14 protein-coding genes are annotated in these 12,323 nt (G+C 71.1%); 10 read left to right on the plus strand and 4 right to left on the minus strand.

The features are described 5' to 3' along the window. Nucleotides 1-66: 66 nt before the first annotated feature. From pyrH to rlmN, 4 genes are all read left to right on the plus strand, one after another. Nucleotides 67-780 (plus strand): UMP kinase, encoded by a 714-nt coding sequence (pyrH, locus tag Q1K57_RS01690; protein WP_300078273.1) that lies wholly within the window; start codon nt 67-69, stop codon nt 778-780. 37 nt (nt 781-817) lie between these two features. Next, nucleotides 818-1,372: a ribosome recycling factor gene (gene frr, locus Q1K57_RS01695; protein WP_300078311.1), complete on the plus strand. Its 555-nt coding sequence runs from the start codon at nt 818-820 to the stop codon at nt 1,370-1,372. After that, nucleotides 1,372-2,268, plus strand: a complete 897-nt coding sequence (locus tag Q1K57_RS01700; RefSeq protein ID WP_300078277.1) for a phosphatidate cytidylyltransferase — start codon at nt 1,372-1,374, stop codon at nt 2,266-2,268. Before frr ends, Q1K57_RS01700 begins: the two co-directional genes overlap by 1 nt. A gap of 124 nt (nt 2,269-2,392) precedes the next feature. Further along, complete coding sequence (rlmN, locus tag Q1K57_RS01705) at nt 2,393-3,490, plus strand: 23S rRNA (adenine(2503)-C(2))-methyltransferase RlmN (protein ID WP_300078314.1); 1,098 nt, start codon at nt 2,393-2,395, stop codon at nt 3,488-3,490. 17 nt (nt 3,491-3,507) lie between these two features. Here rlmN and Q1K57_RS01710 read toward each other — a convergent pair whose 3' ends face one another. The 3 genes from Q1K57_RS01710 to Q1K57_RS01720 all read right to left on the minus strand — a co-directional run bounded on the left by Q1K57_RS01710 (nt 3,508) and on the right by Q1K57_RS01720 (nt 4,969). Continuing rightward, on the minus strand, nt 3,508-3,933 hold the full coding sequence (locus Q1K57_RS01710) for a DUF5661 family protein (RefSeq protein ID WP_300078280.1): 426 nt from the start codon (nt 3,931-3,933) through the stop codon (nt 3,508-3,510). Then, entirely contained in the window at nt 3,857-4,180 is a 324-nt protein-coding gene (locus Q1K57_RS01715) for a hypothetical protein (RefSeq protein WP_300078283.1), read from the minus strand. The genes Q1K57_RS01710 and Q1K57_RS01715 overlap by 77 nt, the downstream gene beginning before the upstream one ends. A gap of 90 nt (nt 4,181-4,270) precedes the next feature. Then, nucleotides 4,271-4,969, minus strand: coding sequence for an FCD domain-containing protein (locus tag Q1K57_RS01720; protein ID WP_300078286.1), 699 nt, complete (start codon nt 4,967-4,969; stop codon nt 4,271-4,273). A 114-nt stretch (nt 4,970-5,083) separates the two neighbouring features. Between Q1K57_RS01720 and Q1K57_RS01725 the strand changes: the two genes are divergently transcribed. The 4 genes from Q1K57_RS01725 to Q1K57_RS01740 are packed head-to-tail and all read left to right on the plus strand — an operon-like array spanning nt 5,084 to nt 9,806. Further along, nucleotides 5,084-6,463, plus strand: coding sequence for a GntP family permease (locus Q1K57_RS01725; protein WP_300078289.1), 1,380 nt, complete (start codon nt 5,084-5,086; stop codon nt 6,461-6,463). Nucleotides 6,464-6,471: 8 nt separating this feature from the next. Next, nucleotides 6,472-7,236, plus strand: coding sequence for an SDR family oxidoreductase (locus Q1K57_RS01730; RefSeq protein WP_300078292.1), 765 nt, complete (start codon nt 6,472-6,474; stop codon nt 7,234-7,236). A gap of 13 nt (nt 7,237-7,249) precedes the next feature. Next, nucleotides 7,250-8,269: an L-idonate 5-dehydrogenase gene (locus tag Q1K57_RS01735; protein ID WP_300078295.1), complete on the plus strand. Its 1,020-nt coding sequence runs from the start codon at nt 7,250-7,252 to the stop codon at nt 8,267-8,269. A gap of 10 nt (nt 8,270-8,279) precedes the next feature. Continuing rightward, a complete protein-coding gene (locus Q1K57_RS01740; protein WP_300078298.1) occupies nt 8,280-9,806 on the plus strand; it encodes a gluconokinase in 1,527 nt (508 codons plus the stop codon). Here Q1K57_RS01740 and Q1K57_RS01745 read toward each other — a convergent pair. After that, nucleotides 9,798-10,895, minus strand: coding sequence for an LOG family protein (locus Q1K57_RS01745; RefSeq protein WP_300078301.1), 1,098 nt, complete (start codon nt 10,893-10,895; stop codon nt 9,798-9,800). The genes Q1K57_RS01740 and Q1K57_RS01745 overlap by 9 nt on opposite strands. Before the next feature lie 18 nt (nt 10,896-10,913). Here Q1K57_RS01745 and dxr point away from each other — a divergent pair, with 18 nt between their 5' ends. Both dxr and Q1K57_RS01755 read left to right on the plus strand, forming a co-directional pair. Then, nucleotides 10,914-12,074 (plus strand): 1-deoxy-D-xylulose-5-phosphate reductoisomerase, encoded by a 1,161-nt coding sequence (dxr, locus tag Q1K57_RS01750; protein ID WP_300078305.1) that lies wholly within the window; start codon nt 10,914-10,916, stop codon nt 12,072-12,074. Next, nucleotides 12,071-12,323: site-2 protease family protein (locus Q1K57_RS01755; protein ID WP_300078308.1), on the plus strand; the 253-nt coding region annotated here is incomplete at its 3' end. The genes dxr and Q1K57_RS01755, both read left to right, overlap by 4 nt.

Raw genomic sequence — 12,323 nt, forward strand, 5'->3', positions numbered from 1 at the left:
CGCCCCCCCCCCCCCCACTTCTGCTTGTCCTAGCCTCACCACGTCCACGAGCGAGGGGAACCGCCGATGTCGAGTCAGTACCACCGCGTCCTGCTGAAACTGTCCGGCGAGGCGTTCGGGGGTGGCAGCGTGGGCGTCGATCCCGACATCATCGCGGGCATCGCCGGCGAGATCGCCGAGATCGTGGCGGGTGGCGTCCAGGTGGCGGTCGTGACGGGCGGCGGCAACTTCTTCCGCGGCGCCCAGCTGCAGCAGCGTGGCATGGAGCGTCGCCGCGCAGACTACATGGGCATGCTCGGCACGGTCATGAACTGTCTGGCCCTGCAGGACTTCCTCGAGCAGGCCGGCGTGCCGACGCGCGTCCAGACGGCCATCACGATGGGTCAGGTGGCCGAGCCGTACATTCCGCTCCGCGCCGTCCGGCACCTCGACAAGGGCCGCGTCGTGCTCTTCGGCGCCGGCTCGGGCATGCCGTTCTTCTCCACGGACACGGTCGCCGCCCAGCGTGCCCTCGAGATCAAGGCCGACGTGCTGCTCATGAGCAAGAACGGCACCGACGGCGTCTACGACTCCGACCCGCGCACCAACCCGGACGCGCGCCGCTACGACGACCTCAGCTACGACGACTTCCTCGCCCAGAACCTCAAGGTCGCGGACGCCACGGCCATCAGCCTGGCCCGCGACAACGGCCTTCGGATGATCTTCTTCGACCTCGGCGTCCGCGGGAACATCGCGCGCGTCATCGCGGGTGAGAAGATCGGTACGACGGTCCACGCCTGACCACGAAGCGACCCGACCAGAAGGGACCCAACCGATGATCTCCGACATCGCCAGCTCGGCCGAGCACAAGATGAAGGCCACCATCGAGCATGCCAAGGAGGAGTTCGGCTCCATCCGGACCGGCCGCGCCCACCCGGCGATGTTCAACAAGCTGATGGTGGACTACTACGGCGCCCCGACGCCGCTGCAGCAACTCGCCACCTTCCAGGTGCCCGAGGCGCGCGTCGTCCTCATCAGCCCGTTCGACCGGGGCGCCATGCACGGCATCGAGAAGGCCATCCGGGATTCCGACCTCGGCGTGAACCCGGCCAACGACGGGAACGTCATCCGCCTCGTCATGCCGCAGCTCACCGAGGAGCGTCGCAAGGAATACATCAAGCTGGCCCGCCACAAGGCCGAGGAGGCTCGGGTCGCGATCCGCAGCAACCGCCGCCACGCGGTCGACGCGATCAAGAAGCTCGCCAAGGACAAGGAGATCGGCGAGGACGACGCGGTCCGCGCCGAGAAGCAGCTCGACGCCACGACCAAGAAGTACGAGGAGCAGGTCAACGAGCTGCTGAAGGCCAAGGAAGCCGAGCTGCTCGAGGTCTGATGACGACCGAACAGCCGGTGGGGGAGACGGCCGACCAGGTGGCGGCCCCCAAGAAGCGATCGGCCGGGCGGGACCTGCCGGCTGCGATCGCCGTAGGCGTGACGCTCGTCGGGCTCCTCGTCGTCACGCTGGCTTGGTTCCATTGGGGCTTCATCCTGCTCGTGGCGGTGATGCTCAGCCTCGGTGCCGTCGAGGTCTACGTGGCGCTGCGCCGGCTGGGGATGCGGGCGTCGATCCGGCCGATCCTGGTGGGCACGTTCGCCATGACGGTCGGCACGTACGCGGCCGCGACCGGCGTGGGCGGCATCCAGGTGCCGTGGCACTCCGTGCTGTTGGGTTTCCTCGGCGCCACGGTGCTGGCTGCGCTCATCTACCGGCTGTTCCGCGGGCAGGAGCACTATGTCCGGGACGCCGCCGCGAGCGTCTTCATCATCGGTTACGTCGCCCTGCTGGGCTCGTTCACGGCCCTGATCCTGGCGGACAGCCATGGGGCAGCCCGCATGATCACCTTCCTGTTGTGCGTGGTGGCCAACGACACCGGCGGCTACGCGGTCGGCGTCCTGTTCGGGCGGACGCCGCTGGCTCCGAAGCTCAGCCCGAAGAAGACGTGGGAGGGGCTCGGCGGTTCGGCCCTGTTCGCCGTGGTGGTGGGGGTGGCCCTCACGGTGGCGACGCTGCACGCGCCTTGGTGGGTGGGCGCCGTGCTGGGTCTGGTCATCGTCGTGTTCGCGACCGCGGGGGATCTCATTGAGAGCGCCATCAAGCGCGACGTGGGCATCAAGGACATGAGTTCGATCCTGCCCGGCCACGGCGGCATCATGGATCGCCTCGACTCAATGCTCGTCGCCGCCGCGCCTGCCTGGCTGGTCATGTACCTCCTCATTCCGGGCGCCTGAGCGCCGCGCGGTCGCACGGCCGCGGGGGCGGCGTGGGTAGCCTTGTCCGGTGACCGATGGACTGACCGCCGCCGAACGGGCCCGCTCCGACGAGCTCGACGCGCACGCCCGCGCCGGCCGCGTCCTGCCCCTGCAGTTCGACGCGCCGCGGCGCGGCAAGCCACCGCGGCACTGGGCCGACCTCGCCCCTGACGAGCGGCGCGCGGCGGTGACGGACGCCGGCCTGCCGGCGTTCCGGGCGTCCCAGTTCGACAAGCAGTACTACGGGCACGCCAACACCGACCCGACCACGTGGACCGACCTGCCGGCGTCCCTGCGCGGCGACGTCGCGTCCCGCTTCTTTCCGCCGCTGCTGACGCCGGTGCGCGAGCAGACGGCCGACGAGGGCACCACCGTCAAGACCCTGTGGCGCCTGCATGACGGCGCGCTCGTCGAGAGCGTCCTCATGGAGTACGGCGTGCCGGGCAAGCGCTCCTCGGGCAGCGGACGTCACCGGGCCACCCTGTGTGTGTCGAGCCAGGCGGGGTGCGGTATGGCCTGCCCGTTCTGTGCGACCGGCCAAGGGGGTCTGCAGCGCAACCTGTCGACGGCCGAGATCGTGGCGCAGGTGGTGGCGGCCTCGGCGCGCGTGCGGCTCACCAACATCGTGTTCATGGGCATGGGGGAGCCCATGGCGAACTACCGGGCGGTGATGGGAGCCGTGCGCCGCATGGTCGACGACCTCGGCCTGTCGGCTCGCGGCATCACGGTCTCCACGGTGGGGCTCGTGCCGCGGATCGAACAGTTGGCCACCGAAGGTCTTCCGCTCACCCTCGCCGTCAGCCTGCACGCCCCCGATGACGAGTTGCGCGACACGCTCGTGCCGATCAACACCCGCTTTCCGCTGGCGGAGGTGGTCGAGGCTGCGCACGCCTACTTCCGCACGACCGGGCGTCGTGTCTCGATCGAGTACGCCCTCATCCGCGACGTCAACGACCAGGCGTGGCGGGCTGACGCCCTCGCGGACCTCCTCACGGGCGCGGGGCGAGGGGCGCACTGGGTGCACGTGAACCCGATCCCGCTCAACCCGACGCCCGGCTCGAAGTGGACGGCGTCCCGTCGCGGCGACGAGGCCGAGTTCGTGCGCCGCCTCAACGCGCGCGGCATCGCCGCGACTATCCGGGACACCCGGGGCCGGGAGATCGACGGCGCCTGCGGCCAACTGGCCGCCAAGGAGCGCTGAGCGTCGCGGCGGCGTCCTCAGGCGTCGGCGAGCTTCTCGGCGAGGCGCTCGTCGAGGCGCTGCCGGGCGGCGGCGAGCCGCGCCAGCGCGTCGAGCACCACCGGGTGCGGCTGGCGCTCCAACTGGGCGTTGAACAGCTCACCCTTGGACTCCATCACCATGAGCCGCGCGTAGTAGAGGCGGTCTTCGGCGAGGTGGGCGAGCACGACGAGTCCGGTGAGCAGCGGGTGGTTCATGGTGACGTTCATGCCCCGGTCGCGTCCGTGTTCGAGTTCCACCGCGAGGGCGTAGCTCCACTCCCAGCTGTGCCCATAGGTCTTCGCGTGGCGGAACTGCGTGCCGGGCAAGAAGTCGTTGAGGACGAGCTCAGCGGGCTTGCCGTTGTTCGTCGGCGCCAACAAGCCCTTGCTCAACAGTCCCTTGACGACGTCGAGGATCTTCACCCCTCAGCCTCGGGAACGGCGTTGACCCCGTAGGTGGGTCCGTCGGGGCGATCTCGTCGATCGACAGCATCGCCCAGTTGCGATCGATTCCGAGCGCTGAGCAGAACGCCCCGACGGCGTCGCGGGTGAGGAAGTCGAGCACCACGTCTTCGCCGTCGGCGAACGCATTGACGCGGGCGATGACGTAGCGAGCGAGGGCGTGGACGTCGGCGCGGGTGTCGACGGCGTCGGTGAAGGTTGCAGGCATACCGGTTCTCCCTCGGACGTGTGTGACCGCAGCTTGGCAGGATCCGGGTGCGCGAATAACCCTGCGTGAGGGCAGCCTTCGCTTGGTCGGTCAGGGGGTCGGCCGGGCGATTTCGCCCCAGACGATCTGCATGTGCGCGCGCGAGTGTCGCTCGGCGGCGTCCCCGTCGCCTGCGATGATCGCCTGCGCGACCAGCACGTGGTCCTCGAGCGTGCCCTCCACCGGAACGGCCGGTGCCAGCCCCAGGTTGACGCGACCGCGCAGCACCTCATGGACGGGCGTGCGCAGGGCCAGCAGGTGGGCGTTCCCGGACGCCGCCAGCAGCTGGCCGTGGAACGCCAGATCGGCGTCCAGGAACTCCTGGCTGGCGCCGAGGCCCTGCCGGCCGAGCCGGAGGAGGGTTTCGGCTTGGCGGAGCAGGTCGGCGCGCTGCGTGGGCGTGGCCCGTCGGGCCGCCAGCCGCGCAGCCAAGGGTTCGACCCCGACGCGCAGTTCCATGAGGTCTTCGAGCTGCTGCTGGCGGAAGGGACCGGCGAGGTTCCAGGTGATGAGCTGGGGGTCGAAGGCGTCCCACTCCTCACGGGGGAGCACGGTGATGCCGACGCGCCGGCGGGACTGCAGCATGTTGATGCTCTCCAGCACCCGCACCGCTTCGCGGACGGCCGTGCGCGAGGCGTCGTACTGGGTCTCGAGATCGGCGAGGGTGAACACGGTGCCGGGTGGGATGTCGCCGGCGGCCAGCCGTCTGCCCAGGTCGTGGAGCAGGTCGCCGTGCACACCTGCGCTCATGGGGACCCCTTCGTTGGCGTTGGTACTACCATACTCTCCCGATAAGTAGTACCTTTGCTGTCATCCTCCCGGACAACCACCCGTCCGGCACCATCGAGTTCAACGGAGAATCACATGGAAGACTGGACGCAGACCCTCGGCGCCGGGCCGCTGCTCGCGATCGCCGCGGCCGCCGTCGCGCTCATCCTGTTCCTCGTCATCAAGGTCAGGCTGCACGCATTCCTCGTCCTCATCATCGTGTCGCTGCTCACGGCGATCGCGACCGGCATCCCCACGGACAAGGTCGTCACGACGCTCGTCAACGGCTTCGGCTCCACGCTCGGCTCGGTCGCCCTCCTCATCGGTCTGGGCGCCATCATCGGCCGGCTGGTCGAGTCCTCGGGCGGCGCGCGCGTGGTGGCCGACAAGATGGTCGCGATCTTCGGCGAGAAGAGGGCGGCGTTCGCGCTCGGCCTCACCTCGCTGATCCTCGGCTTCCCGATCTTCTTCGACGCCGGCCTGGTCGTCATGCTGCCGATCATCTTCGCTGTCGCCCGGCGCATGGGCGGCAAGAACCTGCTGCTCTACGGCATCACCGGCGCGGCCGCGTTCTCCGTCATGCACGTCTTCCTGCCCCCGCACCCCGGCCCGGTCTCGGCCTCGGAGTTCTTCGGCGCCAACCTCGGCATCGTTCTGCTCGTCGGCATCGTCGTCGCCGTCCCGACCTGGTACCTGTCGGGCTACCTGTGGGCCAAGTTCATCAACAAGCGCGTGCCGCTCATGGTGCCCGCGCTGTTCGGCGCGAAGGACGACGACCAGCCCCAGAACCCGCCCCAGGTCGGCACCGTCGTCCTCGTGCTCCTGCTGCCGCTCGTGCTCATCTTCATGAACACCGGCCTCGGCGCACTCGCGTCGGTCGGCACCGTGGACAAGAACGCCCAGTGGGTCAAGACGCTCACCCTCATCGGCACCTCGCCCGTCGCCCTCCTCATCACCGCGCTCGTCGCGCTCCTCGTCCTCGGGAAGTTCCGCGGCGAGACCGGCAGCGCGCTGGAGAAGCTCGTCGACGGCACGCTGGGCACCGTCGCCTCCGTCATCCTCATCACCGGCGCCGGCGGCATGTTCGGCGGCGTGCTGCGCGCCTCCGGCATCGGCGACGCCCTCGCCGCCACGCTCGACGGCTGGGGCATGCCCGTCATCTTCGCCGCCTACGTCATCGCCGTGGTGCTCCGTGTCGCTCAGGGTTCGGCGACCGTCGCCCTCGTGACCACGGCCGGCCTGCTCGCCCCGGCGGTCACCGCCGGCGGGTTCGGCGCCGTCGACCTCGCGGCCATCACGCTCGCGGCGGCGGCCGGTTCGGTGTTCGCCAGCCACGTGAACGACTCCGGCTTCTGGCTCGTCGGCCGCCTCATGGACATGGACGTCAAGACGACCCTCAAGACGTGGACCGTCCAGCAGGCGCTCGAGTCGGTCATCGGCTTCGTGATCGTGCTCGCCATCTACTTCATGTTCTAGGAGCGGCCATGGATCTCTTCGACCTCTCCGGCAAACTCGCCCTCGTCACCGGCTCCTCCCGCGGCCTCGGGCTCTCCCTCGCCACCGCCTTGGCCACCGCCGGGGCGCGGGTCATCCTGCACGGGCGCGACGAGGCCGCCCTTGCGGGGGCGCAGGCGCAAGTGAGCGACGCCGGCGGCGTCCGGCCCGCCGTTGCCCGGTTCGACGTGACGGACGCCAGTGCCGTCGAACAGGGCGTGACGGAGCTCGTCACCGCCCACGGCGTCCCCGACATCCTCGTCAACAACGCTGGTGTGCAGCGCCGCGCGCCGTTCACCGAGTTCGCGGTCGCCGACTGGGACGCGGTCATCGCCAGCAACCTCTCGGGCGTCTTCTATGTGTCCCGATTCGTCACGCCCGGCATGGCGGAACGCGGCTCCGGCAAGGTCATCAACATCGGGTCGGTGCAGGCACGGCTGGCCCGGCAGACCATCGCGCCGTACTCGGCGTCCAAGGGCGGCGTCGCGCTGCTCACCCAGGGCATGGCGGCCGACCTGGCCCGCTTCAACATCCAGGTGAACGCCCTGTCGCCCGGCTACTTCGCCACAGAGATGAACCGTGCTCTCGTGGAGGACGAGGTCTTCAACGCCTGGGTCACCGCCCGGACGCCCGCCCAACGCTGGGGGCGGTTCGAGGAACTGTGGGGCACGCTCATCTACTTGGCCTCGGACGCCTCCGCGTTCGTCTCCGGCCAGAACATCTTCGTCGACGGCGGCATGACCGCCGTCGTGTGAGGGAGGATCGACCATGCGCGCTGCGTACATCGACAGCAAGGAAAGCCTTGAGGTGAGGACCGTTCCCGACCCCGAGCCGGGGCCTGGGGAGGTCCTCGTCCGCGTCGCTGCCGTGGGGATCTGCGGCTCCGATCTGCACTACTACTTCGAGGGAGCCAACGGTGAGTACGTCGTCCGGGAGCCACTGGTGCCCGGCCACGAGCTGTCCGGCACGATCGCGTCCGACGCGTCGGGCCGGTTCGCGCCCGGCACACCCGTGACGGTGCACCCGGCCCGCTTCGGCACGCCCGAGCCGGGCATCGAGGACGAGCCGCACCTGTGGCCCGGCGGCTCCTACTTGGGCAGTGCCTCCACGTGGCCCCACACCCAGGGGGCCATGAGCGAGCTGCTCGTCGTCCGTGCCGACATGATCCGGCCGCTGCCGGCGCAGTTGCCCGTTCAGCGGGCCGCTCTCGCCGAGCCGCTGTCGGTCGGTCTGCACGCGGTGAACCGTGCGGGTGACGTGGCCGGACGCCGCGTCCTCGTCTCCGGAGCCGGTCCGATCGGGCTGCTGGCTCTGGTCGCCGCCCGGGCACGTGGTGCCGCCGAGGTGGTTGTCGCCGACGTGCTCGCCGAGCCGCTCGCGCTCGCCACGCGCCTCGGCGCCGCCCGCACGGTCCAGCTGGGCGTCGACGAGCTGCCAGCGCACGCCTTCGACGTCGTCCTGGAATGCTCGGGCGCTCCTGCCGCGATCTCGGCCGCCGGGGTCGCCGTCCGGCGGGCGGGCACCGTCGTGCAGGTCGGCATGGTGCCCAACGAGCCGCGCGGCATCAACCTGGCGCCCTACATCTCGAAGGAGGTGACGCTGCGCGGCACCTTCCGTTTCCACGACGAGATCGAGGACGCCGTCGCGCTGCTCGCCGCCGACCCGGGCATCGAGGCGGTCATCACCCACACCTATCCCCTGGATGAGGCGGTCGCCGCCTTCGAAGTCGCGCGCGACTCCCGCGCGTCGAGCAAGGTCGTCGTCCTTCTCGACCCGGCCGCCGGGTAGGGGAGGGGCCGTGAGCGCGGACATCGTCATCGGCGTCGACCTGGGCACCACCGCGACCAAGGCCGTCGCCTTCTCGGCGGCCGGCGAGGAGGTGGCGTCCGCCGCGCGCGGTTACCCGCTCGCGGAGCCGCATCCCGGCCATGCCGTCCAGGACCCGCATCTCATCTGGGACGCCGTGCTCGCCACCGTCCGCGAGGTGGCGGAAGCGGTGGGTGCGGCGCGGGTCGCGGGGCTCTCGTTCTCGACTGCGATGCACAGCGTCCTCGGGTTGGACGCCGCCCTGGCCCCCCTGACCGCTGTCGTCACGTGGGCGGACACGCGAGCCGCCGCCCAGGCGGAGCGGCTGCGGGCCTCGGCCGGCGGGCTGGCCCTGCACCGGCGCACCGGGACGCCGATCCACCCCATGTCGCCGCTCACCAAGCTCATGTGGTTCCGCGAGCAGGAGCCCGAGCTGCGCCGCCGCGTCGCCCACTGGGTCGGGCACAAGGACTGGATCCTTCACCGTCTCACCGGCGAGCTGGTCACCGAGCACTCGTCCGCGTCGGGCTCGGGGCTCATGGACATCCATCGGCTCGCCTGGGACGACGAGGCCCTCGCCCTCGCCGGCCTGCGGCCCGGTCAGCTTCCGTACCTCGTCCCCACCCGGCACGTGGTCGGCGGTCTCACCCCGGACGCCGCCGCCGCGACCGGTCTGCCCGCCGGAACGCCGGTGGTGGCGGGCGCGGGCGACGGCCCACTCGCCAACCTGGGGGTCGGGGCGGTGCGTCCCGGCGTCGCGGCGTGTTCGATCGGCACGAGCGGCGCCCTCCGCGTCGCGGTGGAACGCCCCGCGGTCGACCCGGGCGGCGGCGTCTTCTGCTATGCGCTGACCGAGGACCGCTGGGTCATCGGCGGCGCGATCAACAACGGCGGCGTCACCCTCGACTGGGTCCGTGCGCAGATCGCCGAGGATCCGGAGGTGTCGGCCTCCGACCTGCTCGATCTGGCGGCGTCCGTTCCCGCCGGCTCGGGCGGGCTGCTCATGCTGCCCTACCTGCTCAGCGAGCGTGCCCCGCACTGGAGCAGCGTCGCCCGGGGCGCCTACGTCGGGCTCACCCGAAGTCACCGCCGCGAACACCTCGCACGGGCGGCCGTCGAGGGGGTCTGCCTGCAACTGGCCCTCGTCCTCCGATCCATGCGGGCCGCCGGCCTCGAGATCGGCGAGATCCGCGCGACCGGCGGCGTCATGCAGCACCCCTTGTGGCAGCACACGCTGGCGAACGCGTTCGGACGCCCCATCTCCCTGCTGGAGGGCCAGCAGGGCTCCGGGTTCGGCGCGGCCCTGCTCGGCATGGACGCCCTCGGCCTCGTCGAGTCCGTCGAGGTGGCCGCCGCCCTCCTTCCGGTCGCTGACGTGGTCGCGCCCAACCCACGCGAGGCGGCCGTCTACGAGGCCCTTCTGCCGGTTTTCGACGAGCTCTACGACGCCCTGCTGGGCACCAACCAGCGGCTGCGCCGGCTCGCCGCGCACCTGCCGTTGGCGGCGGCGTCAGACTGACACGGCGACCGGCTCGAGGATCTCCAGGGCCTCGTCCATCGAGTCCACCAGGTGGACGTGGGCTTCCATGAGCCGCCCGGAGGCGAGCGCCGCCACGAGCGGCCACGCCGGCAGCTCCCGCTGCCAGTAGTCGCGGCCGACGAGAATCATCGGCATCACAGCGTCGGACCTGCTGGCGTAGTAGTTGCGCGTGAGTGCCTGGAAGATCTCCTGCGTCGTGCCCGCCCGGCCGGGCACGTAGATGACTCCGGCGCCGCACAACCGCAGCAGGATGTCCTCGCGGAGCGCGTTGTCGAAGTACTTCGAGATGCCCGTGCCGAACACGTTGGGCGGCTCGTGGCCGTAGAACCACGTGGGCACGCCGACGTTGGGCCGACTGCAGTCCCAGCGGCGCTTCACCTCGAACGCCGCGCGGACCCAGACCCCCACGTCCGGCGTGAACGACGGGACCGCGGCGAGGTGCGCACAGGCGGCGTCCACATCGGCCGCCGAGCCGCGCAGGGACGCGCCGAGGTTGGCCGCCTCCATCGCGCCCGGGCCGCCCCCGGTGAGGACGAGATGGCCGGCCTCGGCGAGACGCCGGCCGAGGTGGGCGGTCTCGGCGAACTCGGGCGTGCCGCGGCCGACCGTGTGGCCGCCCATGACGCCGATCGCGGCGCGTGGGTCGGGGACGAGATCGTTCAAAGCGTCGGTCATGAAGTGGTCGTGGAGGGCCTGCGCGACCCCCGCGTCCAAGAGGCGCGATCGCTCGCGCAGCGTCCAGGCGTACACGACGGCGTCTTTCGTGTGGGCGTAGCCGTCGGTCTCGAGGCCGGCGTAGAGGTCCTCGGCGGCGTAGAGCGACGGGCGGTAGGCATCGAACGGCACCTGGGGCAGCCGGGGGAACACGGTGGCGCCGCGCTCGGCCAAAGCGGTGGCGTCCCGGTGCTTCAGCCGGCAGCCGAGGAAGAACGAGTTGTGCACCTCGACGCGGCCCAGCACCTCGCCGCGGCCGCGCAGGTCCATCGCCTTGACGATGGCGCCCGCCAGCGTGCCGTTCGCCCGGATGTGGGCGTCGAAGGCTGCCAGCGACTCGATCTCGGCGCGCATGGTGAGAGACTAGCTCCCGTGCGCGACGTCGTGATCCTAGGCAGCACCGGCTCCATCGGCACCCAGGCCCTGGACGTCGTCCGCGCCAACCCCGGCCGCTTCCGCGTCCGCGCGCTCACCGCCGGGACCAACGTCGCGCTGGTCGCCGAGCAGGTGGCCGAGTTCGGGCCGGACGTCGTCGCCCTCAGCACGGACGCCGCGGCCGACGCCCTGCGCTCCACGCTCGGCCCCGACGGGCCGACGGTGTGGGGGAGCGGTGGCAACGATCGCGCCGCGGCGCTGGAGTGCGACGTGGTGCTCAACGCGATCACGGGTGCCGCGGGGCTCACACCCACGCTCGCCGCGCTCGCCGCGGGCACCACGCTCGCCCTGGCCAACAAGGAGTCCCTCGTCATCGGCGGCCGGCTCGTCACGGACGCCGCCGCTCCCGGCCAACTCGTGGCCGTCGACTCGGAGCACTCCGCGTTCGCGCAGGCGCTGCGAGCCGGGCGCAGCAGCGAGGTGCGACGGCTGATCCTGACGGCCTCCGGCGGGCCGTTCCGCGGCCGCAGCCGCGCGGAGCTGGCCGACGTCACGCCCGCCCAAGCGCTCGCACACCCGACCTGGACCATGGGCCGGGTCATCACGATCAACTCCGCGACGCTCGTCAACAAGGGGCTCGAACTCATCGAAGCCGCCCTCCTCTACGGTGTAGACTACGACGCGATCACCGTCGTGGTTCACCCCACCTCCGACGTCCACTCGATGGTCGAGTTCGTCGACGGGTCGACCATCGCCCAGGCGAGCCCGCCCGACATGCGCCTGCCCATCGCCCTCGGCCTGGCGTGGCCCGAGCGGGTCGCGAGGGCGGCGTCCGCCTACGACTGGGGCGTCGCGCGGGACTGGCACTTCGAGCCGCTCGATTCCGACGCCTTCGGTGCGGTCGAACTGGCCCGCCGCTGCGGCAAGGCCGCCGGAACGGCGCCGGCGGTGTTCAACGCCGCCAACGAGGTGTGCGTGGACGCCTTCTGCGCCGGCTCGCTGGGCTTCTTGGGGATCGTGGATACCGTGGAGGCCGTGGTTGCAGAACACCTGGCGTCGGGCTTCGTCGCCGACACAGAGCTGAGCGTCGACGCCGTCCTCGCCGCCGACGCGTGGGCCCGAGCGCGGGCCGCCGAGCTGGCGGGGGGCGTCCGATGACCCTGGTCGTCACCATCGTGTTCGCCCTCGCGTTCTTCGCGTTGCTGCTGGTCTCCATCGCCCTGCACGAGATCGGCCACATGGTGCCGGCGAAGCTGTTCGGGGTGAAGGTGCCGCGCTACTTCGTCGGTTTCGGCCCGACGCTGTGGTCGACCCGGCGCGGGGCGACCGAGTACGGGCTGAAGTGGATCCCGCTGGGGGGGTTCGTGCAGTTGCTGGGGATGTACCCGCCGCGGCGCCCGGACGCGA

The sequence above is a fragment of the Propioniciclava sp. genome (assembly GCF_029977985.1).
GTDB lineage: Bacteria > Actinomycetota > Actinomycetes > Propionibacteriales > Propionibacteriaceae > Propioniciclava.

Coding starts and splice junctions, on each gene's coding strand:
- pyrH (WP_300078273.1), top strand. CDS start 67: ATGTCGAGTCAGTACCACCGCGTCCTGCTGAAACTGTCCGGCGAGGCG.
- Q1K57_RS01700 (WP_300078277.1), top strand. CDS start 1,372: ATGACGACCGAACAGCCGGTGGGGGAGACGGCCGACCAGGTGGCGGCC.
- Q1K57_RS01715 (WP_300078283.1), bottom strand. CDS start 4,180: ATGCCTGCAACCTTCACCGACGCCGTCGACACCCGCGCCGACGTCCAC.
- Q1K57_RS01720 (WP_300078286.1), bottom strand. CDS start 4,969: ATGAGCGCAGGTGTGCACGGCGACCTGCTCCACGACCTGGGCAGACGG.
- Q1K57_RS01725 (WP_300078289.1), top strand. CDS start 5,084: ATGGAAGACTGGACGCAGACCCTCGGCGCCGGGCCGCTGCTCGCGATC.
- Q1K57_RS01730 (WP_300078292.1), top strand. CDS start 6,472: ATGGATCTCTTCGACCTCTCCGGCAAACTCGCCCTCGTCACCGGCTCC.
- Q1K57_RS01735 (WP_300078295.1), top strand. CDS start 7,250: ATGCGCGCTGCGTACATCGACAGCAAGGAAAGCCTTGAGGTGAGGACC.
- Q1K57_RS01745 (WP_300078301.1), bottom strand. CDS start 10,895: ATGCGCGCCGAGATCGAGTCGCTGGCAGCCTTCGACGCCCACATCCGG.